The 21,117-nt window shown below is 42.0% G+C and carries 23 protein-coding genes; 6 read left to right on the top strand and 17 right to left on the bottom strand.

All coding sequences use genetic code 11. From position 1 onward, the window contains the following. Nucleotides 1-80: 80 nt before the first annotated feature. Together H729_RS00110 and H729_RS00105 are read right to left on the bottom strand one after the other, a co-directional pair. A complete protein-coding gene (locus tag H729_RS00110; protein ID WP_020447965.1) occupies nucleotides 81-695 on the bottom strand; it encodes a fumarylacetoacetate hydrolase family protein in 615 nt (204 codons plus the stop codon). After that, nucleotides 692-1,324, bottom strand: coding sequence for an RlmE family RNA methyltransferase (locus tag H729_RS00105; RefSeq protein ID WP_020447964.1), 633 nt, complete (start codon nucleotides 1,322-1,324; stop codon nucleotides 692-694). Before H729_RS00105 ends, H729_RS00110 begins: the two co-directional genes overlap by 4 nt. A 221-nt stretch (nucleotides 1,325-1,545) precedes the next feature. Here H729_RS00105 and H729_RS00100 point away from each other — a divergent pair, with 221 nt between their 5' ends. The 5 genes from H729_RS00100 (at nucleotide 1,546) to H729_RS00085 (ending at nucleotide 5,698) form a co-directional block, all read left to right on the top strand. Next, nucleotides 1,546-1,767: a FeoA family protein gene (locus H729_RS00100; RefSeq protein WP_020447963.1), complete on the top strand. Its 222-nt coding sequence runs from the start codon at nucleotides 1,546-1,548 to the stop codon at nucleotides 1,765-1,767. Beyond that, a complete protein-coding gene (locus tag H729_RS00095) occupies nucleotides 1,764-1,985 on the top strand; it encodes a FeoA family protein (protein WP_020447962.1) in 222 nt (73 codons plus the stop codon). Before H729_RS00100 ends, H729_RS00095 begins: the two co-directional genes overlap by 4 nt. A gap of 49 nt (nucleotides 1,986-2,034) precedes the next feature. Further along, on the top strand, nucleotides 2,035-4,167 hold the full coding sequence (gene feoB / locus H729_RS00090; RefSeq protein ID WP_020447961.1) for a ferrous iron transport protein B: 2,133 nt from the start codon (nucleotides 2,035-2,037) through the stop codon (nucleotides 4,165-4,167). Next, entirely contained in the window at nucleotides 4,164-4,322 is a 159-nt protein-coding gene (locus tag H729_RS09595) for a FeoB-associated Cys-rich membrane protein (protein WP_081633067.1), read from the top strand. Before feoB ends, H729_RS09595 begins: the two co-directional genes overlap by 4 nt. Nucleotides 4,323-4,495: 173 nt before the next feature. Continuing rightward, nucleotides 4,496-5,698: an ATP-binding protein gene (locus H729_RS00085; RefSeq protein WP_172618635.1), complete on the top strand. Its 1,203-nt coding sequence runs from the start codon at nucleotides 4,496-4,498 to the stop codon at nucleotides 5,696-5,698. 101 nt (nucleotides 5,699-5,799) lie between these two features. Here the strand turns inward: H729_RS00085 and rpl12p are convergent, their stop codons facing one another. From rpl12p to H729_RS00015, 14 genes are all read right to left on the bottom strand, one after another. Continuing rightward, the gene (gene rpl12p, locus H729_RS00080) at nucleotides 5,800-6,108 is read right to left on the bottom strand and encodes a 50S ribosomal protein P1 (RefSeq protein ID WP_020447959.1); all 309 of its coding nucleotides are present in this window, start codon (nucleotides 6,106-6,108) and stop codon (nucleotides 5,800-5,802) included. Between the two features lie 20 nt (nucleotides 6,109-6,128). Continuing rightward, a complete protein-coding gene (locus tag H729_RS00075) occupies nucleotides 6,129-7,127 on the bottom strand; it encodes a 50S ribosomal protein L10 (protein WP_020447958.1) in 999 nt (332 codons plus the stop codon). A 10-nt stretch (nucleotides 7,128-7,137) separates the two neighbouring features. Next, nucleotides 7,138-7,776 carry a 50S ribosomal protein L1 gene (locus tag H729_RS00070; protein ID WP_020447957.1) on the bottom strand — a complete coding sequence of 213 codons (639 nt, stop codon included), beginning with the start codon at nucleotides 7,774-7,776 and terminating at the stop codon, nucleotides 7,138-7,140. A gap of 160 nt (nucleotides 7,777-7,936) precedes the next feature. Continuing rightward, a complete protein-coding gene (locus tag H729_RS00065; RefSeq protein ID WP_020447956.1) occupies nucleotides 7,937-9,187 on the bottom strand; it encodes a restriction endonuclease in 1,251 nt (416 codons plus the stop codon). Nucleotides 9,188-9,413: 226 nt separating this feature from the next. Continuing rightward, nucleotides 9,414-10,049, bottom strand: coding sequence for a V-type ATP synthase subunit D (locus H729_RS00060; protein ID WP_020447955.1), 636 nt, complete (start codon nucleotides 10,047-10,049; stop codon nucleotides 9,414-9,416). Nucleotides 10,050-10,051: 2 nt separating this feature from the next. After that, entirely contained in the window at nucleotides 10,052-11,443 is a 1,392-nt protein-coding gene (locus H729_RS00055; protein ID WP_020447954.1) for an ATP synthase subunit B, read from the bottom strand. Continuing rightward, nucleotides 11,440-13,179 (bottom strand): V-type ATP synthase subunit A, encoded by a 1,740-nt coding sequence (locus H729_RS00050; RefSeq protein WP_020447953.1) that lies wholly within the window; start codon nucleotides 13,177-13,179, stop codon nucleotides 11,440-11,442. Before H729_RS00050 ends, H729_RS00055 begins: the two co-directional genes overlap by 4 nt. 1 nt (nucleotide 13,180) lies before the next feature. Beyond that, nucleotides 13,181-13,486: a V-type ATP synthase subunit F gene (locus H729_RS00045; protein ID WP_020447952.1), complete on the bottom strand. Its 306-nt coding sequence runs from the start codon at nucleotides 13,484-13,486 to the stop codon at nucleotides 13,181-13,183. Further along, entirely contained in the window at nucleotides 13,486-14,553 is a 1,068-nt protein-coding gene (ahaC, locus tag H729_RS00040) for an ATP synthase A1 subunit C (RefSeq protein ID WP_020447951.1), read from the bottom strand. Before ahaC ends, H729_RS00045 begins: the two co-directional genes overlap by 1 nt. Nucleotides 14,554-14,570: 17 nt before the next feature. Next, complete coding sequence (locus tag H729_RS00035; protein ID WP_020447950.1) at nucleotides 14,571-15,128, bottom strand: V-type ATP synthase subunit E family protein; 558 nt, start codon at nucleotides 15,126-15,128, stop codon at nucleotides 14,571-14,573. Nucleotides 15,129-15,142: 14 nt separating this feature from the next. Further along, nucleotides 15,143-15,364 (bottom strand): H+transporting two-sector ATPase subunit C, encoded by a 222-nt coding sequence (locus tag H729_RS00030; RefSeq protein WP_020447949.1) that lies wholly within the window; start codon nucleotides 15,362-15,364, stop codon nucleotides 15,143-15,145. Nucleotides 15,365-15,366: 2 nt separating this feature from the next. Then, the gene (locus H729_RS00025) at nucleotides 15,367-17,406 is read right to left on the bottom strand and encodes a V-type ATP synthase subunit I (protein ID WP_081633066.1); all 2,040 of its coding nucleotides are present in this window, start codon (nucleotides 17,404-17,406) and stop codon (nucleotides 15,367-15,369) included. Continuing rightward, the gene (locus H729_RS00020) at nucleotides 17,381-17,725 is read right to left on the bottom strand and encodes a hypothetical protein (RefSeq protein WP_020447947.1); all 345 of its coding nucleotides are present in this window, start codon (nucleotides 17,723-17,725) and stop codon (nucleotides 17,381-17,383) included. The genes H729_RS00025 and H729_RS00020 overlap by 26 nt, the downstream gene beginning before the upstream one ends. A gap of 211 nt (nucleotides 17,726-17,936) precedes the next feature. Further along, the gene (locus H729_RS00015; protein ID WP_020447946.1) at nucleotides 17,937-18,392 is read right to left on the bottom strand and encodes a deoxycytidylate deaminase; all 456 of its coding nucleotides are present in this window, start codon (nucleotides 18,390-18,392) and stop codon (nucleotides 17,937-17,939) included. A gap of 106 nt (nucleotides 18,393-18,498) precedes the next feature. Between H729_RS00015 and H729_RS09345 the strand changes: the two genes are divergently transcribed. Then, nucleotides 18,499-19,299 (top strand): S24/S26 family peptidase, encoded by an 801-nt coding sequence (locus tag H729_RS09345; protein ID WP_020447945.1) that lies wholly within the window; start codon nucleotides 18,499-18,501, stop codon nucleotides 19,297-19,299. On the opposite strand, the gene H729_RS00005 is transcribed toward H729_RS09345, so the two are convergent. After that, on the bottom strand, nucleotides 19,296-20,537 hold the full coding sequence (locus H729_RS00005; protein WP_020447944.1) for an ORC1-type DNA replication protein: 1,242 nt from the start codon (nucleotides 20,535-20,537) through the stop codon (nucleotides 19,296-19,298). The two genes, H729_RS09345 and H729_RS00005, sit on opposite strands and share 4 nt — an antisense overlap. Nucleotides 20,538-21,117 lie beyond the last annotated feature (580 nt).

Below are 21,117 nucleotides of genomic sequence, written 5' to 3'. Positions count from 1 at the left end.
CTGCACCAGATATTGAATTGAAGATCTACTGCTATGGAATGAAAGACACCAGCAGTCTAAATTAAAGAATTACAGACTCATTAGAGCCTGTGAAATTTATTTCTCAGAGTGCCTACGCTTTCAATCTTCACTTCCACCTCATCGCCGTCCTCTAAGGGACCTACACCAACAGGAGTTCCTGTAGCAATTATGTCTCCAGCTTCCAGAGTGATGTATCTTGTGATGTACTCGATGAGCTCTGGAACAGAAAAGATCATGTCGGAGACGCTGCCGCTCTGTTTCAGTACACCGTTGACTCTTGTCTCAATTTTCAGATCACTAAGATCAGGCACATATGTAATCGGTACTGGATCAGACATAGGCGCAAAAGTATCAACACTCTTGCTGAGGGCCCAGGGAAGTCCTGCAGCTCTCGCTTCATCCTGCATATCTCTGGCAGTAACATCATTGAATGCCGCCAGGGACACTGCATATTCCAAAGCGTCTGCGGATTTTACATTTTTAGCTTTCCTGCCGATAATGACTGCCAGTTCTCCTTCGTAATCAACCCGTCCTTCTCCAGGAAAATAGATTACTGCCCCGTTTTCAGCAAGAGAACTCTGAGCTTTAAGAAAGATCACCGGCTCTTTTCTTACTTTAAGTTCCATCTCATCAGCATGAGCTTTATAGTTCTGGCCTATGCAGACTATCTTCATTGTTCTTCCTCCGGCACAGGTTCTTTGGGAGGAATGAATCCTTTCGCTATTATATAAATCTCAGAACTGCTGTCTCGTGAAGCTTTTGGAGAGTGCAGTTTTACATTTTGGAAACTTGAGCGGACATCATTCAGGAAACCTTTCATCATGTCGCCTTCGAAAATCTTCATGACCAGATTTCCTTTGGGCTTCAAAACCTGTCTCGCAAAGTTCAGGGCATATGTGCAAAGCTCTACAGACCTGGCATGATCCATACAGTAGCTTCCGCTGATGTTCGGAGACATGTCGGATATGACTACGTCAGCTTTGCCGCCTAGAAGCTCTTTGAGTTTTTCGGCAGTCTCGGGCTTCAGCATATCCCCTCGTATGGTCTGAACACCCTCCAGAGGTTCAATTTTCTGTAAATCAACACCTACAACTTTGCCCGTTTCGCCTACTCTCTCTTTTGCGATCTGAAGCCATCCCCCGGGAGCAGCCCCCAGATCGGTCACGGCATCTCCTTCTCTGAAAATATGGAATTTTTCGTCTATCTGAGCTAGTTTAAACGAAGCTCGGGAACGATAATTCAGCTTCTTGGCCAAACGGTAGTAATGTTCTCGCTTTCTTTCAGCGAGCCACCTGTCGCTCATTACAATGCAATCTATGGCAGCGCTTTAAACCTTTGGTTATTCTAAAAATGTACTGGGTTTAAAAATGAATGGAATAAAAAACAGTCAGTAAACGTAAACTAAAGAATTCTGCTAGAAAGTTTAGGTATACCAAACATTTATTAGGTACGACTAAAATACAGATTTAGGTTAGCCGAAATAATCCTTACAGATTAAGGATACTCGGCCGGATGGTGAAAGATATGCTGTTATCAATGGCTGGATCTGGAGAAAGCGTAGAGATTAAGAAGATCTCCGGCAAAGACGAAACCAGAGGACACTTAGCATCCATGGGCTTCATAGAAGGAGAAAAAATCACAGTCGTCTCGGAAATGGCGGGAGGTCTTATTCTAGACATTAAAGGTACACGCATAGCCATTGACCGCGGCATGGCCAACAGAATCGTATGTGAGGGAGTTGCATGAAAACTCTTAAAGATGCAAAATGCGGCGATACTGTTACTGTTATCAAAGTGAAAGGCGAAGGACAGCTCAAAAGACGGTTTATGGACATGGGAATAACTAAAGGATGCAGCATTTTTGTAAGAAAACTGGCTCCATTGGGAGATCCCATAGAAATTACAGTAAGAGGCTATGAACTGAGCTTGAGAAAGGCTGATGCGGAGTCTATAGAAATCCAGTAACTAGCTGTGTAAAATTTACCGGTTCTGCCGGTGCGTGGAGGTTCGATAAATGGTAATTAGATTAGCGTTAGCTGGCAATCCAAACTGCGGCAAAACAACGTTATTCAACAACTTAACAGGTGCGGTACAGCATACCGGAAACTGGCCTGGAGTGACTGTTGAAAAGAAAGAAGGAAGGTTGAAAGGCAATAAAGACGTTGTAATTACAGATCTGCCGGGGATATATTCATTGTCTCCGTACAGTCCTGAAGAAGTTGTCTCAAGAGATTATCTAATAAAAGATAAACCAGAAATAATCATAAATGTTGTAGATGCCACAAATCTGGATAGAAATTTGTATCTCACTACCCAGCTTTTAGAGACGGGAATTCCGGTAGTGGTAGCTCTTAATATGATCGATGTCGTCGAAAAGAATGGCGACAAGATTGATTCTAAAAGATTGTCTGAAATTCTAGGATGCAGCGTTATAGAGATTTCTGCCCTGAAGAAAAAAGGCATGGATGAACTTGTTACAGCCGCAGTAAATACTGCTAAAAGCAAGCAGACATCTGCAGTCAAAAAGATATTTTCAGATAAAACTGAAAGATTCATTTCAGAAATAGCAGCAGTTATCGAAGGAAAGGCTGAAGACAGTCTTCTCAGATGGTATTCGGTTAAACTTCTGGAAAAAGATGAAAAAGCTACTGAAACATTAAAGCTTGATGCTCAGGAAAGAAACAGAGTAGTTGAGATTGTATCAAGATTTGAAAAAGAATTTGACGATGACGGAGAAAGCATCATCACCAATGAACGTTACAATCACATCGGAACGGTTGTAAAAGAAACTTCTAAAAAAACAAGAAAAGAGAAACTAAGTGCTTCTGATAAAATAGACAGGATTGTAACCAACAGAATTCTGGCTCTGCCGATTTTTGCCTGCGTGATGATTGCTGTCTATTACATTTCCATCTCCACAGTGGGAGGGTGGATGACAGACTGGGTCAATGATACATTGTTTGCAGAGACACTCATACCAGGTGCTGAATCATGGCTGGAATCTGTAGGCGCTGCAGACTGGCTTACCTCATTCATTGTCAACGGTGTCATAAACGGAGTCGGAGCAGTATTGGGCTTCCTGCCTCAGATGATTGTGTTGTTTATTCTGCTGGCAGTATTGGAAGACTGCGGATATATGGCTCGTATAGCATTCATTATGGACAGGATATTCAGAAAATTCGGACTGTCTGGAAAATCATTTATTCCTATTATGATCGGAACTGGATGCGGTGTGCCGGGAATCATGGCATCCCGTACAATTGAGCAGGAATGCGACAGGAAGATCACCGCCATGACAACTACATTCATTCCCTGCTCTGCGAAGATACCGATTATCGCTTTGATCGCCGGAGCATTGTTCGGCGGTTCAGTGTGGATTGCCGTATCTGCATACTTCCTGGGAGTAATCGCAATCATAATGTCTGGCATTATCCTCAAAAAGATGAATAGGTTCTCAGGAACTCCCGCCCCGTTTGTAGTTGAACTGCCTCCTTACCACATCCCGGGTTTAAAGACAGTTATGTTCAGCACAGGAGACAGGGCAAAGGCGTTCATTAAAAAAGCAGGTACAATCATCTTCGTAGCGTGTGCATTGATCTGGTTCCTGTCGTCATACAACTGGTCGCTCCAGCCAGTAGGAATAGAGAATTCAATTCTCGAATCGATAGGATCTGCAATCTGCGGAATATTCGCTCCTCTAGGGTGGGGAGACTGGCAGGCTACAGTAGCTACTATTACAGGATTCATTGCAAAAGAGAATGTGCTGGGAACATTTGGTACATTATTCGGTCTGTCTGAAGTATCTGACAGCGGAGAGGAGATCTGGGGCTTCGTTGCAGCATCATTCACACAACTGTCTGCCTACTCATTCCTGATTTTCAACCTGCTGTGCGCTCCATGCTTTGCAGCAATTGGAGCCATGCGCCGCGAGCTGGGAAATAAAGGATGCCTGTTCGCTGTGGGATATCAGATGGTATTCGCATATGCAGTAGCTCTCTGTGTGTATCAGTTCGGAATGTTCTTCACCGGCGGAGGATTTACTGCATACACGCTGCTGGCTGTAGTCGCACTGGTAGGAATCATCTTCTGCCTGGTACGGCCAGATAGGATACTTGACAGAAAGAAAGCGGAGGTTTCAGCAACATGAACGCTGCCACTGCAGTCATAACCCTGATCATCGCAGCATGTCTTGCATATGCAGTATACAACATAATCAAAGCAAGAAGAAATGGAGGCTGCGGAAGCTGCCCGTCCTGTTCAGGATGTGGAGTCTGCAAAATCAAAGAAGAAAAGAAAAACTAATTCGAGTGAGGTACAAGCCTCACTTTTTATTTTTTAAATTTGGTATACTATATGATAATAAAACAAAATATTTTCTAAAAGTGGTATAGTATAACTGAAAATATTGATTCAATTTCAGAAAATGACATAGTATAACATACAATTAAATAGGCATGTTCACATCTAAAATGTATATGAACAAAAAACTGGTCGAACGAAGTGGATACCTTGAAAAGTTAGAGATGTTTCGAGATGATACTAACTTTATCAAGGTTATAATGGGAGTTAGAAGATGTGGTAAATCTACACTTCTAGACCAGTATATCAAAAGACTCAAAGATTTGAATGTCGGGGAAGATGAAATTCTCCGGATGAACTTGGAATCAGCAGAATTTGATCATATTGAAGATTATCATGATCTCAAAGAGTATATTTATCCAAAAGTTCCAAAAAACGGAAGATTTTACATATTTTTGGATGAGATTCAGAGAGTAAAGGGATGGGAAAAGATAGCTAATGCATTGATGGTGGATACTGAAGCGGATATATACATCACTGGGTCCAACTCTCAGTTGTTATCTACGGAATTATCCACATACCTCGCTGGCAGATATATCTCAATTCGTATGCTTCCCTTATCATTCAAGGAGTATCATGAGCTGCGCGGAAACAAAAGAGATGACAATGAGGTCTTTGAGGATTATATGAAATATGGAGGATTTCCAGCCATAGATCCTGCAAACGGAGAAACTTCTGTGGCATCTATGCTTCAGGATTTGTACAATTCAGTAGTTTATCAAGATGTCGTTTCACGGGGAAATATCAGAAACACTGGAGAACTGGAAAGGCTGGTAAAGTACATGATGTTTAACATCGGTAATCCCTCTTCACTGAGAAACATAAGTGAAGAAAGCAGCATAAACAGGAGTACTGTAGAGAGATACTTGAATCTTTTAGAAGAAGCATGTATAATCTACAAAGCAAATAGATTCGATCTTAGATCCACAGCACTTAATCCCACACCAAAATATTATTCTGTAGACACTGGTCTGAGAAATATCTCAATAGGATTCCCATCGGCTGATAAGGGAAGAGTACTAGAAAATATAGTTTACTTAGAACTGCTGAGACGCGGATACAGCGTTACAGTTGGAAAGTGGGATTCAAAAGAAGTGGATTTTGTAGCTGAAAAGCCTACAGTCGGAAGAGAATATTTTCAAGTGTGTTATAATGTGTATTTAGAAGAGACACAAGATAGAGAGCTGACACCGTTAAGGTTGATACAGGATAATTTTCCTAAGACTGTATTGACCATGAATGCGGGCAGGCCCTCAGTGACTAAAGACGGAATACTGATAAAAGACGTAGTAAGATGGCTGCTCAATGAAGATGAGTGAATTAGTCAGCTCAAAATCACAATGCCAATAAAAACAATCAGAGTTATAAAAAGAAAGGAAAGTGGGCTTGCGCCCGTTAGTAAGAAACGCTCTTAGCCTGTTTAACCGAATAAAGCAGCTAGACCGGCAGCAGCCTCGTCTTCGCTGACTTCTTCTTTCTTCTCTTCTTCTGCTGATTTTGGAACGTCAGCAGGAGCAGCGGCAGCGGCGGGAGCAGCGGCAGCTACAGGGGCGATAGCAGCGGAAGCAATAGCTTCATCGATGTTTACACCCTCAAGGGAAGCAGTCAAAGATTTAATCTTGGCGGCATCGGGTTCGACGCCTGCGCTCTTAAGAACGTTTGCGATAGCATCCTCATCAACGGCCTTTCCGGCAGCGTGAAGGACCAACGCACTGTAGATATACTCCATTTATATTCCTCCAAATTTACTTAATCAAATAATCCTCCAAATCCAGCAAAGGAAGCTCCTTCTTCGGAATTGGATTTTTCTTCATCGTCTTTCTTCTCTTCGGCCTTTGTCTCCTCAACAGCTGCTGGTGCAGCATTGGCTGCGAGCTGCTGTGTCAAACGCTCGTCTCCAAGTTCTGGGACACGTGATGCAATAGCAAGCATTCCTACGTTTGCTTTTGCCAGGAGAATCTTTACATTTTCTTTTGTAGGTATTGCAGCTTCAACACTGAGTGATAAAGCTTCGCGGTAAGCCTTCGCGATTAACGGTTTAATTGTCTCCTCAGTTGGGTAGACTATGCTTATACCGAGTGCAAAAGCGTTATGCGCTCCAGTTGCCAACAAATTGATGTAATGATCGGGGGGCACGTCGAGAACGGTTTTGTCATAGATGACGCCTTCTTCATATGCAGCTCTGAGGTCGAGACCTACGATCATAGGTAGAATTTCTAATTTAGGCAAGAGTTTAGCTAAGTCCTCGGGGACTGCTTCTCCCTGTTTAACCAGAACTTTATCTTTACGGATAACGATCTTTCCGCCTTCAATTGCTGCTGGAATTCCTGCTTTCTGTAACTCACCCACGATTGGGCCGGGTTTGAAAGGTGTGTCTCCAGCTTTGATCTCGATATCTTCAGGAGCTATGTCGCCAGGTTTCGCAGGAGCAGGTGTTTTAGTCTTCTCCATTGAGCGGAACAGCTTGAAGGGGTTCATTGGTGTGGCAACAATGGCGCACTGACCATGGACTTGTTCTTTCAGCTTTTCCAATCCCGGTTTCTGCTTTGCGGCCTCGTCTAAAGCAAGAAGCATGAGATTGTTCCTGGTCATGACCATGGAGCTGTTTTCCCTCATGTTGCTTCTAATGGCCTGCATTTGAGGAGAGGGAATTCCGTGAACGTCAACAATGGCTACGACTTGTCCGTTAACCATCATATCAGCCAGTTCTTTGACCTTCTCTTTTTTCCAAGATGCTACATGTGCCATCTCAGCTCACCTACAGAACCCTTTCAGACGGACCCATTGTCGTCTTGACATAGGCCGAGTCGATGTTCATTCTTCCTTTCTCAAGCTTGCCGGTAACCCTCTTGAATATAGCTTCGATATTTTCTGCGATTTGCTCAGGATCCATGTCGGCTGTGCCAACGGGAGTCTGGAACGTTTTACGGTCCTTTGTACGGACTGATACGCTCTTACGCAAATTTTCTATTATTGGAGCAGGGTCCGCACCAGGTGCAATTGGCTTTGGCATTTTACCACGCGGAGCGAGTACTATACCGAGCCTCTTACCAATCTGGGGCATCAGTGGAGCTTCAGCTATGAAATAATCACATTCTGAAGCTACCTTTTTGGCCTGTTTTCTATCATCGGCAATCTTACCCAATTCATCGGGTGTGATGACCATGTCGGCTACGTCCTTAGCTTTAGCAGCCAGTTCGGCGCCACCGATAACACAGACCTTAATATCCCTACCTCTTCCATGTGGCAGAATAATATCCTCTTGAATCCTATTTTTAGGATTGGAGAGATCCACATCCTTGAGGTTAATGGCCAAATCAACAGACTCTCTGAAATTCCTTTTCGGGGAACTCTCAAGAGCCTTTTTGACGGCCTCTAGGGTCGTTTTTTCAACCAAGTATATTCCTCCTGTAGTGCAAGTGAGCTAACGCTCTCCTACAGAGTGAGTGACTCTAACAAGGTATTGGTCTTAAAGTTTACGGTTAGACAATGCTAAAAAAACAAGTGAAAATATGCAATATCAAGTATACAATAAAGAGTTCAGATGCATTTTTTGATTAAGATATCTTGTATCTTTTAGTCTTGAGTTTATTTTCGATAGCACATGCAGAGCAGACTGGTTTTTTGAAGAATAAATATTTTTTAAAATATTGTGAGCACGAAATGCATACTGTCTTATCACAAAAACTGCACTTTAATCCATGTGATTTCTTTTTACTAACATGCACAACTGCACCACAGTCGTTGCATAGCATTCCAGAAGATATCTTAGAGTTGCAGATTTCACAATTCAAGAAATTTTCATTCAGCACAAAAAATGAGCTTGTGTGGTTTTCTGCCAGAGACATTTTTCTCTTGCGATCATGCAATAAGAACTCAATGTCTGAATAAGGTATATACACATGAGTTACGTCTTTGATCAATATGTCTTTTTTAGAAGGAGCGCAAGTTTTAGTATAACTCTGATTGTTTCTTCCATCATAGCTGACAGATCTTGTATGTTTATTGATTATATACTCATAAGCAGTCTTTGTTAATTCATTCATCGTAGGTGCTGGACCAGATTGATCTACACACGTCATATCTGCTACAGGATCATAAGATTTGAAAGAAGATGCTGGAAAACACTGAGAGAATGAGCTGTCGCACAAGGAAAGATCTTGCTGCCTTAGATAGAGAGTGTCGCTACATTTTTCCGTATGTATTAGACCCACTGAAGTAGAAAACGTTGCATTTACATCATATTCAACTTTATAAAAGGGGACTAATACCGACTTTTTTTCTTCAATTGCCAGTTCAGAAGAGATGCTGTTAGGATAAGATAAAAGTGTTCTACTGATGAATGAGGATAAATGATCTTTGAATATCTCTCCACTTTCAGGAGGTATGTATTGCATAGATCCGCTCTTGTCATCTGATTCAGACAAGAGGAGTGAATATCCCACACCATACGCAATTTCTTTCAGCCTATCCCGATCGATCAGATCAATAGGAAGATTGTTTATATTTACATGATTGACAGCATCCTTTGAAAAGTAGCCAGTAGTTACAATTATTCCTTTTGAAACGTTTTCTGTTATCATTGCAGAATGTAATTTTTGAACAACTGGACGTCCTATAGGATTATGTGGATGGTGTTTACATTCAACAAAAATGTCTCCATCGGGAGAGTGTATTATCAGATCTCTGCCTTTATCATTAACAAGTGGCATGTTTTCTACAGGGACTTTATAGTATTGTAAAAAAATATCCTGACAAAGTACTTCAAAATTACCACCGGACAAGGTGTTCAAATAAACAGTTTTCATTACTACCCAGACTCCTGTGTATAATGGGATATATCCACTATATTATACATTGTGAAAGGATAAGAATCAATAAAATAATTTTATTATGATCAGTCTCCCATGAACAGGAAGTAAACAATGAGAATGTAACCTAAGACTAGCATAAAAAGCGAAATAATCCAGAAGGTTTTGAGGTATCGACCTCGAACCTCTGGATCTTCCCAATCAAAAAGTTTAGAAAAAAGTTTCACTCTTGTGCCTCGGCTTTTCCTTTGAGATGTTTCAGAGAGAACAAGTTGTCTCTTTCCATCTCCTCTAAACGGAGTTCAATGAATGCTTCCGCTTCCTGCAGTTCAGGAATTACCTTGAATTCAAGAGCGTTGACTCTGCGCTTTGTACCCTCAATTTCGTTGAGGAGCTTTTTCAGAGTTGTCTCGATCTCAGCTGCCTTGGTGAGTGTTTCAACCAATTCTTCGAATGCTTCAGTAGCTTCGTTGATGTAGGTGGAAGTACCCACAATACCGTACCCGCGTTCTTCGATAGTGCTTTTGACTGAGTTTGCCTCAATCTCTGGCACTACCAAACCCATAACGTTCTTGGAACGCACGGAGATCTCAGGATGTGTTTTGTGGGCGTAGGCCGCAGATTTGACGGAGATTATTCCGTCAACAGCCATTGCAACATTGATTTTCCTCATGGCGACTTCATGCTGCTTGCTAGCTTCCTCACGAGCCTGCTTAGCTTCTTCTAGGATTTTGAAGAATTCGAGAATCAGGCCGTCCCTCTTCATCTTGAGGATTTTATAACCTGACTGCGTAAGCTTGATTTTACGCTTAACTTCGAGCAGTTCGGACCGGGTTGGCTTGACCTCTGTAGTTGCCATGTTCACTCACTCTTTCTGTGTGCAGGGTGATACTTTTCAATGTATTTCCTGTCAATTCTGGACAGCTGGTTCTCAGGTAGGAGAGCTACTAACTGCCAAGCAATCTCGAGAGTTGTCTCGATGTCTCTGTCTTCATCAGCACCCTGTCTGACAAACTTGTCTTCAAAGGCGTCAGCGAAGTCCAGGAACTTCTTGTCTCTCTCGGATAATGCTTCTTTACCGACGATAGCCACGAGACCTCTGAGATCACGGCCTTCTGCATATGCAGCATAACACTGATCTGAGATGGCTTTGTGGTCTTCACGAGTCAGGCCTTCTCCGATACCTGCGTTCATCAATCTAGACAGGGAAGCCCCTACGTTGATTGGTGGGTAGATACCGGCACGGTACAAGTCTCTGGATGCCACAATCTGACCTTCGGTAATGTAACCGGTAAGATCTGGAATCGGGTGGGTAATATCGTCACCAGGCATAGTAAGAATCGGAATCTGTGTGATTGATCCTTTCTTTCCCTTGATACGGCCTGCTCTCTCATACATGGTTGCAAGGTCGGTATACATGTAACCTGGGTAACCTCTTCTACCTGGCACTTCTTCACGAGCTGCTCCGATCTGTCTTAGAGCTTCGCAGTAGTTTGTGATATCAGTCAGGATAACTAACACGTGCATGTCGAGTTCAAAAGCGAGATATTCAGCTGTGGTGAGAGCGAGCTTAGGTGTAATCATACGCTCAATAGCTGGATCATCTGCTAAGTTCATGAACACTACAGCACGCTTGAGGGCACCGGTTCTCTCGAAGTCAGCCATGAAAGCCTGTGCTTCTTCAGCGGTAATTCCCATGGCAGCAAAGACCACGGCGAATTCCTCATCGGTACCGCGCACTTTTGCCTGACGGGCAATCTGCAGAGCGACATCGTTGTGAGGAAGACCAGATGCTGAGAAGATTGGCAGTTTCTGTCCTCTGACGAGGGTGTTCATACCGTCAATGCTTGAGATACCAGTCTGGATGAATTCTTTAGGTTCTGCCCTGGCCCATGGGTTGATAGCAGCACCTGTAATGTCCAGACGCTTTTCAGGAGTGATTGCTGGACCTCCATCAATTGGATCTCCAGCACCGTTCAGGATTCTTCCAAGCATGTCGTGAGACACCGGCATTTTCATGGTCTCTCCAAGGAACTTGACTCCTGCAGCGCGTTCAATACCGGAAGTACCTTCAAAAATCTGAAGAACTACGGTAGTTTCTGATGTATCAAGAACCTGACCTCTCTTCTGGCTGCCGTCAGGCAGAGTAACAGTGGCCAGTTCTTGGTAACCTACAGGCTCTGTTTTCTCAACGAAAACGAGAGGACCTGCAATCTGAGAAATTGTATGATATTCTTTGGAAACTATGCTCATGCCTTTGCCTCCAGTGCTGCGAATACATCAGGAAGTTCTTTGGCAATCTCATCAAGTTCCTGATCTATTGTTTCTTCATACTTTGACTTGGCAAACCTGTCCCTGATAGGTAAAGCAACGATTGAGTCCACGCTTACATTGTTGCTTACAGCTTTGTTTGAAAGCTCAGCAAACTGCTTGATGAGTTTCATCATCTTGTACTGGCGTGGCATAGGACAGTATGTGTCAATCGGGTGGTAAGCGTTCTGCTGCAGGAAGATTTCACGGATCATCCTGGCAATTTCAAGAGTCATCTTCTGCTCTTCTGGAAGAGCATCTGAACCGACTAACTGCACAACTTCCTGAAGTTCAGACTCACGCTGCAGAATTTCCATTGCCCACTGTCTGAGGTCTGGGAAGTCTGGAGCTACATTGTCTCTGTACCACTTGTCTAAGTTACCAGTATATAGAGAGTATGAAGTAAGCCAGTTGATTGTCGGGAAGTGCCTCCTTTCTCTTAATTTAGAGTCAAGAGCCCAGAATACTCTTACGATACGTAGGGTGTTCTGTGTAACAGGTTCGGATAAGTCTCCGCCTGCTGGTGAAACTGCACCTACTACAGATACAGATCCTATGGATCCATTGATGTTCTCTGCACGACCAGCTCTCTCATAGAATTCAGATAGTCTTGCAGATAGGTAAGCTGGATATCCTTCTTCACCAGGCATTTCTTCTAAACGAGAGGAAATTTCTCTCATAGCTTCTGCCCATCTTGAAGTAGAATCAGCCATCAGGGATACGTTGTAACCCATATCACGGAAGTATTCTGCAATTGTCATTCCGGTGTAAACTGAAGCTTCACGAGCGGCCACAGGCATGTTTGAGGTGTTAGCAATAAGAACTGTCCTCTGCATGAGCGGCTCTCCTGTCTTTGGATCCTCTAACTTAGGGAATTCAGACAGAACTTCAGTCATTTCGTTTCCTCTTTCTCCGCATCCGATGTATACCACGATTTCAGCGTCAGACCATTTGGCTAACTGCTGCTGTGTAACTGTTTTTCCAGTACCGAATGCACCAGGAATTGCACCTGCTCCTCCCTTTGGCAGAGGGAACATTGTATCAAGAACTCTCTGTCCAGTGATTAATGGAATATCTGGCAAGAGTTTTTTGACGATCGGCCTTCCAATACGTACAGGCCATTTCTGCAGCATTGTAATGTCTTTTCCGTCAACAACAGCTACAACATCATCAATGGTAAAGTCTCCACTCTTGACTTCTTCGACTTTTCCAGTTATACCGTGGGGCACCATGATCTTGTGAGTTAGGTAAAATTCCTGCACGGTACCGAGTACATCTCCGCCTTTGACGACATCGCCGACTTTAGCGACAGGTGTGAATGTCCATTTTTTGGAGTGATCCAGACCTGGAGCTGAAACTCCTCTGTTAATGAAGTCTCCCATCCTGTCCATCAAGACTGGAAGGGGTCTCTGAATACCATCATACACACTGCTCAACAATCCTGGTCCCAATTCAGCAACTAGGGGCTGTGCAGTATCGATAACTTTCTCACCAGGTTTCAACCCGGAAGTCTCCTCGTAAACCTGAATGATAGTCTTGTCGCCGGAGATCTTGATAACCTCACCCATAAGGCCTTCTTCCCCGACCTGCATGACATCATACATCTTCGGGGAGATGCCAGTCGCGGTTACGACCGGTCCAGCGACCCTGTAAATCTCTCCTTGCTTAGCCTTAGCCATATTAATCCCTCTCAGTCTTATACAAATCAACGCCAATTGCGCTCTTGACTTTCTCTCTCAAATCGCCCTCTTCTCCGCCAACCTGTACTACGACCGGAGAAATGCTGTCCAGCGCCTTTTTACGTGCACTAGAGGATACGCGCGAGATGTCTTCCGAATCCACTGCTAGAATTCCAATGGAACGATTTGTAATGAGTTCTAAAAGTTTGGATTCGTATTCCTCTGGTTCAACGGCGTAAACCTCTTTGACGCCGGCGAGACGGAATCCCATCACAAACTCTTCGCTTCCTATAACTGCAAAGTCCATTAGATCACCAGCAGTTTTTTGATAATTTCATTGTCCATTCCGCTAGCCTTTCCCCTGGCAATAATGCGGATGTTATCAACTTCAATTTTCTTTCTAATGACATAATCCAAGATAGGCAATACCGATAATGGATAAAGATGGGAAAATCTCTCTGCCTCCTTGGCCAAATATTTGTCTAATTTCACCATTACTGGATTTAAAGATCTTGTGGTCTTGGCCCTCTCTAATGAATTTTTGATTTCATCATAGAATGAGTATTTTGACAATTCATCAACTAAATTATCAAATGTCTCTACACCAGCAAGTCTGTTTAACTCAGCAATAGAGAGTTCATTGCTGCCGCCTTCAATGAAGTATGTCTTAATTTTATCACCAGGCATACTATCCATTTTTAGTTTCAGCAATGTTCTTAAGTTTACAATATCAATTTCACGCTTTACAAATGAAAGAAATTGACTATCTGATTTCTTATTGGGGTCTATAGAAGCCAATAATCTTTGGTAATAAATGAAATCTAGATAATCTTCTACCGCAGCTAAATTGCCATCCCGTTCAAGTGATAGAGTTATGTCCGCAGGAACCTGAATGCTAAGCTTGCGGGCAGATGTCTCGAGAATCTCGGACATGCTGTCGATAGCAAGCAGAGCGTTTAGGTCTTCTTCACTGAGAGTTCCTGCAGGTACAAGGTCTTCCTGGATTTCTTCTACGGTGGCATTAGAGTACTTTCCTCTCAGAATGGTTTTGATGTTCCACATATCCCATCTGCGAAGATATCCTGCCACGATTTCTTTCAAATCACCAGAGCAGAATCCAATGATAGATCTGTAGGTGTGAGCGAGGTTTCTGGAGGTTCCCAATTCTATGAGGTCGACTCCGGAATACTTTGAGGCCAGTTCAGCCATCTCAGTTTTGTACTGCGTTTCACCCATGAATCTACCGATCTCATTGAGATCCATCATTAGCAACTTGGGGTAGTTGTCATTGGTCAGCAGGAGGCTTTTTTTCGATTTGATCCTTGCTGTTGCGTAAGCGTAATTGCCTTTCCCCCGACGCCCTCGTACAATCATTTATTCACCAGTTTCCCTTATTCGAACAGGATGTTCGATATTTCTTTCAGATCCTGATCCCAGATACCTTCTAAGATCGTCCTGAAGCGGAAGTCGAGACGGACTGTGCCGTCTTTACTTTCCAAAATCAGGCCCGATTCCATGTCAGTTTCTGTCAGTTTTCCCATTCCGTCGACGTCAGCCAAAAGATTCTTCTCTCCTATAGGGCAAAGAACCTTTGGAGATGGGATGACTTTTGAGCCTTGGTCGACGATCTTCTTGTAAATGCCGCCTTTCTCATTGGCATCCATTTCTGAAAGCTCGGCTAGCATTTCCTCGAAGGTGCGGTTGAGAATGTCTTTCCTCTTGTTGAGAACTATCTTTTTGGCATCTAGTTCAGCGCTGGAAATCTCTTGGCGCTTCATGCGCTCAATTGATTCCTGCAGCTCTTTCTCTTCAGCCTTACGCATATTCTCAATTTTCTGGTCGGCTTCCAAGAGTATCCTGGATCTTTCATTCTCCGCGTCCTTGACAATCTTATCAGCTTCTTTGCTGGCATTGCCAAGGATTTCGTCGGCTATCTTGTCCAATGACATGGAGTTAGCCTCTCTTACATGTTGATCCAGAGTAGGATAGAGATAACCAGACCGAAGATAACGATGGTTTCAGGGATAACTGTGAGAATAAGACCCTTACCGAAAAGTTTCTCGTTCTCAGCCATTGCACCAACTGCAGCTGCACCAATGTTTGCTTCTGCAATACCGGATCCGATACCGGCCAATCCTACTGCAAGTCCAGCTCCAACTGCTATAAGTCCTTCTGCATCTACCATTTTTATTCCTCCGTTGCTATTGTGTGTTTTCTAATTATTTTCAGGGGGTTGAAGTCTACTCCACCGCCCTCAAAGAATCTGTTAAAGAGTTCAACATACTCCAACCTTATACTGTGGAGTCCTGCCGAAATTATTGCCAGTATAAAGATCATTAAATGACCAATTATGAAGACTAAAAGTCCCAATACCAGCATTATACCGCCACCTGGAGCTATCATTTCCAGAGCGATCATGTTGAAAGCCAGCGCCATGCCTGCTTTAGACATACCGATGGCAGCTATCCTTGTATAGGACAGCACATTGCTTAAGACTTCAGGAGCCTCGATGATAGCTGTTGCCCCTTCAGCCTTTACAGCTATTAACAAACCAACTACAAACAGTATAACTCCAACTATGAATCTAATATCTGTGAAGTTCATAGTGTCTGATACTGGCATAAGCAGATTGTCAACAATCCACAGAACCAGGAATGCAAATCCTACGAACATTAAGATCCAAGAGAATTTCTCAGACACAGCTGCTTTGATTCCGTGCCTGATGGTTGTGTTGTAGAAACCTATTATTAAACCTAATAAGAGGTGTGCAATACCTACCCAGACACATGCATATAGCAGAAGTTTTACACTGCCGAGTTTTGTAACGTATCCCAGTTGTACAGCAAAGTCGCCTATGTTGAACAAGACATGTGGTATAGATACTCCTAAGAGATTTTCCCAACTGAGTGCCCCTGCTTCAGCAGCATGGAACTCAATACCAAACATATCGCCATACAAGAACAGTCCAAAGAATATAGAAGTCAAACCTCCATAGAACAGCATGGTAGCGATTCCACGCCATTCTTCACTCTTGCATCTTCTTAAACCAAGAAGACCAAGGACTGTAAATGGAATACCATAACCTACATCGCCTACCATCAAACCAAAGAATATTGGAAAGAATATGGCAACCGTGATTGTAGGGTCAATTTCATTATAACGAGGAGTTGACAGAAGCTTAGTGAAGAACGTGAACCTACCAACGGTCTTGCCGTGCTTAAGTTCTACAGGAACTTCTTCCTCTACTTCTACTGGCTCCTCTTCATCATATCCACTAGGTTCCGCATGCTCTTCTTTACGATCTTTGGTGCATAATACCTCAAGGTATACTTTGTCACCAACTTTCTTATTGAAGGCATCGGAAATTGAGCTAAATTCTTTTTCAGGCACCCACGCTTCGAGCACAAAAGAGTGTTCTGTGGCACCCATTCTCAAAGGAAGCTCAGCTTTTTCGACGACGATGCTGAGCTGTTCATCAGCTGCAGAAATAAACGATGCATAACTGCTTCTGATTTCAGCGAGCTTAGCCTCGATGTCTTCTAATTGTTTATTCACATCAGCGATTTCGCTTTCCAATTCAGCAACCATCTGAGATGGCATACCTTTTCCTTCGGGTATGGGAACTTCACTGAAGCCCTGTTGAGAAAGTGTGCGCTGAGCCTCTTCTAATTTAGATAGAGGAACAAATAAAACAATAAAAGAGTCGCTTCCCTTGAACAATTCGTATTCATTCTGTAATGCGTCTTTCAACGCAGTTTCAGGATCAATTTGAGAATATCCAGCAATTACGCCCAATGATGAATAACCACGATATAAACCCAAGTCTAGATCCACTTTTTTAAATGGATCCAACAAGGATATGCGGCCATTCAATTCGGACAGTCTGGTCTGCATCGAACTTTTAGATTCGACGATACCAGATATCTGCTTTTCAATCTCGTCCATTGTTGACTGAAGGGTGTCTTCAATTTGTTTTACAGAGATTTTCTCTTTGTAAGCGCGCCCATCAATTTCTAGATCTTTTTCCATAGATCTGAGCTTCAAAAGTTTCAGAGAAGCATCGGAAGCTGCCGAGAGTGGGGATCCTAAAGTAAATCCTTCCTCTCCATCTGATGGAAAATCGATAACATGAACATTTTCGAGACTATAAAGAAGATCGATAGTTGCCGGTAATTGATCCTTGGTCCCAACGACCAATATCTTACTCATTGATTCCGGTAGCAGCATCGAATGTCCTCTCGAATTGTTGCTTGATCATCATTTTTGCTTGAGGGATCTTCTTTACAGCTACAGCTTCTAGTGCTGCTGCATCGTCGTTCCCTTTCTGCAAAAGCCCTTCTTTTTGAGATGCCAACGAAGCCTTCTGGCTTGCTAACTCTGAAGCTGACTTGGACCTAAGGTCTTTCTCTGCCTGCTGTATCTTGTCTACAGCCTCTTTACGTGCAGAGGAAAGAAGTTCTTTCTCTTTAGATCTAGCCTGCTCGATTGTCTGCTTAGCCTTAGACTCGGCATCTTTAACCTGGAGAAGTGTTTCAGATTTACCCACGGGTCTCTCTCCGGTGATTTTCTTTGGGAATCGGATTAACGTATATAAAAACTTCCTGATAATGTATCCATTATTTAACAAAAAATAAAGTTTACATGATCATAATTGCGATATTAAGCAGAAAATACAGGCAAACAGTACGCTCAGATTGTTGCGAGTTAAGAAGAATTCACACGAAAAATATAACTAATCTAAAAATGTAGAAAAATTATCACTTGTTTTCCACATATCTCCTCACTAGTACATTGCTTTCCTCAAGAATTTCTCTTGAAAGAGTGTCTACGTAATCATCGAGGTAAATGACTTCTTTTATCCCTGCATTTATGAGAATCTTGGCACAGAGCACACATGGAAAATTAGTGATGTAAATAGAAGCATCTTTTACACTCACGCCAAAATAAGCCGCCTGAATTACAGCGTTTTGTTCAGCATGCACCCCTCTGCATAGTTCATGACGCGTACCCGACTCTATATGATTTTCTAACCTAACGCATCCAGTTTCCTCACAATGTTTAATTCCTCTTGGAGCTCCGTTGTAACCTGTAGTAAGAATTCTTTTTTCCTTTACAATAACCGCTCCCACGCTGCGCCGGAGACATGTAGATCTGGTGGCAGATAATTTTGCCATGTTCATAAAATATGCATCATTGTCAGGACGAGTCGCCATAAACAGTTATTGAAATCATAACTTATCTATCTTATTACCTAAAAATAACATCAGACCTCATAAAGATCAACATAGTTTTTTCTAATGAGTATCCAATAAAGTCAAAGTGAATAAAGAGAACAAATCTACTTTAAAGGCGATAATAACCATTCCAGCTGTTATTATAGTCATATTTGTAGCGCTGTTTGCATACAGCGGAATCTGGCCGCCTTTAGTAGTTGTAGACTCTGAAAGCATGCAGCATGGAGACCAAAGTTCAATAGGCACTATAGATACCGGAGATATCGTAATTATCAAAGAAACTAATTCATTTGAAGATATTACAACATACGCTGAAGGACTATCAACAGGACACAAAACCTACAGCGGCTACGGTGATGTTATAGTTTATAATTCAGAATACTTGAATAAATCTATAATACACAGAGCCATAATCAAATTAGAATATGATGAACTGACGAATAGCTTCAGTGCTCCTTCGCTGAAAGATATAAATGAGAATTTATGGGAAGCTGACGGCGGCCACTCTTATTCAAATCTTAAAGATGAGATCGTACTAAAAAATGTCCCGTATACTAAGGATGGAGAAATAAAAATAAATTTAAAAAATATTTTATATGACATGGGTTCCAGCCCGCACAGCGGAATAGTCACTATGGGTGACGGGAATACTAGAGTAGATCAGAACTCAGGAATATCAGACCTTGTGGAAGAAAAAGATATAACTGGTAAAGCAAGAGGAGAAATACCATGGTTTGGAATTGTAAATCTTATAGCAAACGGCCATGGCCTCAGCAGTGTACCTCAAAACAGTAAAACAGATTTTGTTATTGCTTTAATACTGATCATAGGAGTACCAATAGGGCTGAGTGAAATTATAGATTATAGAAAAAAGAAAAAGGATTAGATGAGAGTTGTTTGATTTTTTGGGCGATAATTTTTGAGAGGATGAAGAACCTCATCTTCTTCCAGTATTTTTTTAGTCTCATTTATAGGAACTGATAAGTCTATCTCCTTAGTGCGGCCGCCACGTCCAAATGATTTTACTCTTGCATGTACAATTCCCATCATGTCAAGCTCTGAAACTAAATCTGTGACTCTACGCTGGGTTAAAATCTGCATATCAATAAACTGAGAGATATCACGATAGGTCTCGTAAAGTTCTCCTGTCGTGAGCTTGCCGCTTCCTCTTTCTTCATTGATTATTATGCTCATCAATACTAATTTGGACTGTGTAGGAAGTGTTTTAATGGCTTCAGTAACACAATCTAATTCTATCTTGTTTTTAGCTTTGTAAACATGAGCTTCAGTAACCTTGTCGTCACCGTTTCTTTCTGCTATCTCTGCAGCTACTCTTAAAAGATCAAGTGCTCTGCGGGCATCACCATGTTCCTGGGCAGCTAAAGCAGAACATAGCGGCGGTACGCCGGGGTCAATTACATCAGGATAAAAGGCAAGTTTGGAACGCTGATCAAGAATATCTCGAAGCTGTTCAGCATTATAAGGCGAGAAAACCATTTTCTCTTCGCCGAGTCTGCTGCGGACCCGAGGATCTAAAAATTCAGTGAACTTAAGGTCATTAGAGATTCCTATCAAGGAAACTTTTGACCTTTCAAGGTCATCATTTATTCTTGAAAGATTGTATAAAACATCATCGCTTGATTTGTAGACCAGCTTATCTATTTCATCCAAAACGATGATTACAACGCGATTAAGCTCATCTATTTTCTCTCTGAGAATGTTGTATACCCGTTCTGTACTCCAGCCAGTAAATGGTATACGCTCTTCAAATTTATCGATGATCATGTTTCCTATATTTTGGAGAACACCATATTGAGTGTCGACCACTTCACAATTCATATAAAGATAAATGACACGATCAAATTCGTCTGCTTTCAGTATCTCTTTTCCAAGATATTTCACAGAAGCAGTTTTTCCTGTACCTGTTTTACCAAAAATAAGAACATTAGAAGGTCTATCTCCTCTCAAAGCAGTTACCAAAATAGAAGCCAGCTGATCTATCTGATCTTTACGGTGAGGAAGTTCATCAGGAATATAAGACGGCCTTAATATTTCACGGTCTCTTTTGAAGATTTGTTTTGAATTTACGTATTTGTCAAAGATGTTGCCGCTGATGTTGTCCATCTTAATACCTCTATTAAATACTCAATTTCTTCCGGCTGTGAGATTACCAGAGCAGAAGAATGATGAAATTTATTGATTAAGAAGGCTACACTTTAATATTCAGCAAAATAAGCTGTGGTTAATGCTGCACTGACTTGTTTCTGCATGAGAAATAAAGGTGCCTTGCAGAAGAAGGGAGAGAGCTTTTGGTATTTGATCTATGCGCTGATAGTAGAACATTGTAAAATAACACTAGAAAATTAACATGTAATATTCTATACTACCCCCACCCCTTCATTTCCACTGCAAATTTTATTCATACACAGCCTTACCTTGATTTTTATAAAACTAGGTAAACAACCCAATAAACAAAAAAATAAAAATTTTAAACAGCGTTAAGAAGTTTCCGTTAGAAAAAAAATTTAGAATATCAGAATAGATATAGAAAAAGAATCTACTAATATATTATATTATAATATAGGAAAAAGAAGAGAAAGAATAAGAAAGAGAAATATTTTTCTAAATTTAGAATTCTTAAAATAAACGAGTAGGTATGTAAAAAAACATTACAGTGGAAATGAAGGGGTCTCCCTCTCAATTT

This window comes from Candidatus Methanomassiliicoccus intestinalis Issoire-Mx1, assembly GCF_000404225.1.
Classification (GTDB): Archaea; Thermoplasmatota; Thermoplasmata; order Methanomassiliicoccales; family Methanomassiliicoccaceae; genus Methanomassiliicoccus_A; species Methanomassiliicoccus_A intestinalis.
Note: the sequence above shows the minus strand (reverse complement) of the source record. Positions and strands in the feature narration are given on the sequence as shown.

Excerpts from the sequence above, each read along its gene's own strand:
- ahaC (WP_020447951.1), bottom strand. The coding sequence starts at position 14,553 with ATGATTGTACGAGGGCGTCGGGGGAAAGGCAATTACGCTTACGCAACA.
- H729_RS00035 (WP_020447950.1), bottom strand. The coding sequence starts at position 15,128 with ATGTCATTGGACAAGATAGCCGACGAAATCCTTGGCAATGCCAGCAAA.
- H729_RS00055 (WP_020447954.1), bottom strand. The coding sequence starts at position 11,443 with ATGAGCATAGTTTCCAAAGAATATCATACAATTTCTCAGATTGCAGGT.
- H729_RS00050 (WP_020447953.1), bottom strand. The coding sequence starts at position 13,179 with ATGGCTAAGGCTAAGCAAGGAGAGATTTACAGGGTCGCTGGACCGGTC.
- H729_RS09595 (WP_081633067.1), top strand. The coding sequence starts at position 4,164 with ATGAACGCTGCCACTGCAGTCATAACCCTGATCATCGCAGCATGTCTT.
- H729_RS00030 (WP_020447949.1), bottom strand. The coding sequence starts at position 15,364 with ATGGTAGATGCAGAAGGACTTATAGCAGTTGGAGCTGGACTTGCAGTA.
- H729_RS00045 (WP_020447952.1), bottom strand. The coding sequence starts at position 13,486 with ATGGACTTTGCAGTTATAGGAAGCGAAGAGTTTGTGATGGGATTCCGT.
- H729_RS00095 (WP_020447962.1), top strand. The coding sequence starts at position 1,764 with ATGAAAACTCTTAAAGATGCAAAATGCGGCGATACTGTTACTGTTATC.
- rpl12p (WP_020447959.1), bottom strand. The coding sequence starts at position 6,108 with ATGGAGTATATCTACAGTGCGTTGGTCCTTCACGCTGCCGGAAAGGCC.
- H729_RS00100 (WP_020447963.1), top strand. The coding sequence starts at position 1,546 with ATGCTGTTATCAATGGCTGGATCTGGAGAAAGCGTAGAGATTAAGAAG.
- H729_RS00110 (WP_020447965.1), bottom strand. The coding sequence starts at position 695 with ATGAAGATAGTCTGCATAGGCCAGAACTATAAAGCTCATGCTGATGAG.
- feoB (WP_020447961.1), top strand. The coding sequence starts at position 2,035 with ATGGTAATTAGATTAGCGTTAGCTGGCAATCCAAACTGCGGCAAAACA.
- H729_RS00005 (WP_020447944.1), bottom strand. The coding sequence starts at position 20,537 with ATGGACAACATCAGCGGCAACATCTTTGACAAATACGTAAATTCAAAA.
- H729_RS00085 (WP_172618635.1), top strand. The coding sequence starts at position 4,496 with ATGAACAAAAAACTGGTCGAACGAAGTGGATACCTTGAAAAGTTAGAG.
- H729_RS00015 (WP_020447946.1), bottom strand. The coding sequence starts at position 18,392 with ATGGCGACTCGTCCTGACAATGATGCATATTTTATGAACATGGCAAAA.
- H729_RS00025 (WP_081633066.1), bottom strand. The coding sequence starts at position 17,406 with ATGCTGCTACCGGAATCAATGAGTAAGATATTGGTCGTTGGGACCAAG.
- H729_RS00105 (WP_020447964.1), bottom strand. The coding sequence starts at position 1,324 with ATGAGCGACAGGTGGCTCGCTGAAAGAAAGCGAGAACATTACTACCGT.
- H729_RS00075 (WP_020447958.1), bottom strand. The coding sequence starts at position 7,127 with ATGGCACATGTAGCATCTTGGAAAAAAGAGAAGGTCAAAGAACTGGCT.
- H729_RS00065 (WP_020447956.1), bottom strand. The coding sequence starts at position 9,187 with ATGAAAACTGTTTATTTGAACACCTTGTCCGGTGGTAATTTTGAAGTA.
- H729_RS00060 (WP_020447955.1), bottom strand. The coding sequence starts at position 10,049 with ATGGCAACTACAGAGGTCAAGCCAACCCGGTCCGAACTGCTCGAAGTT.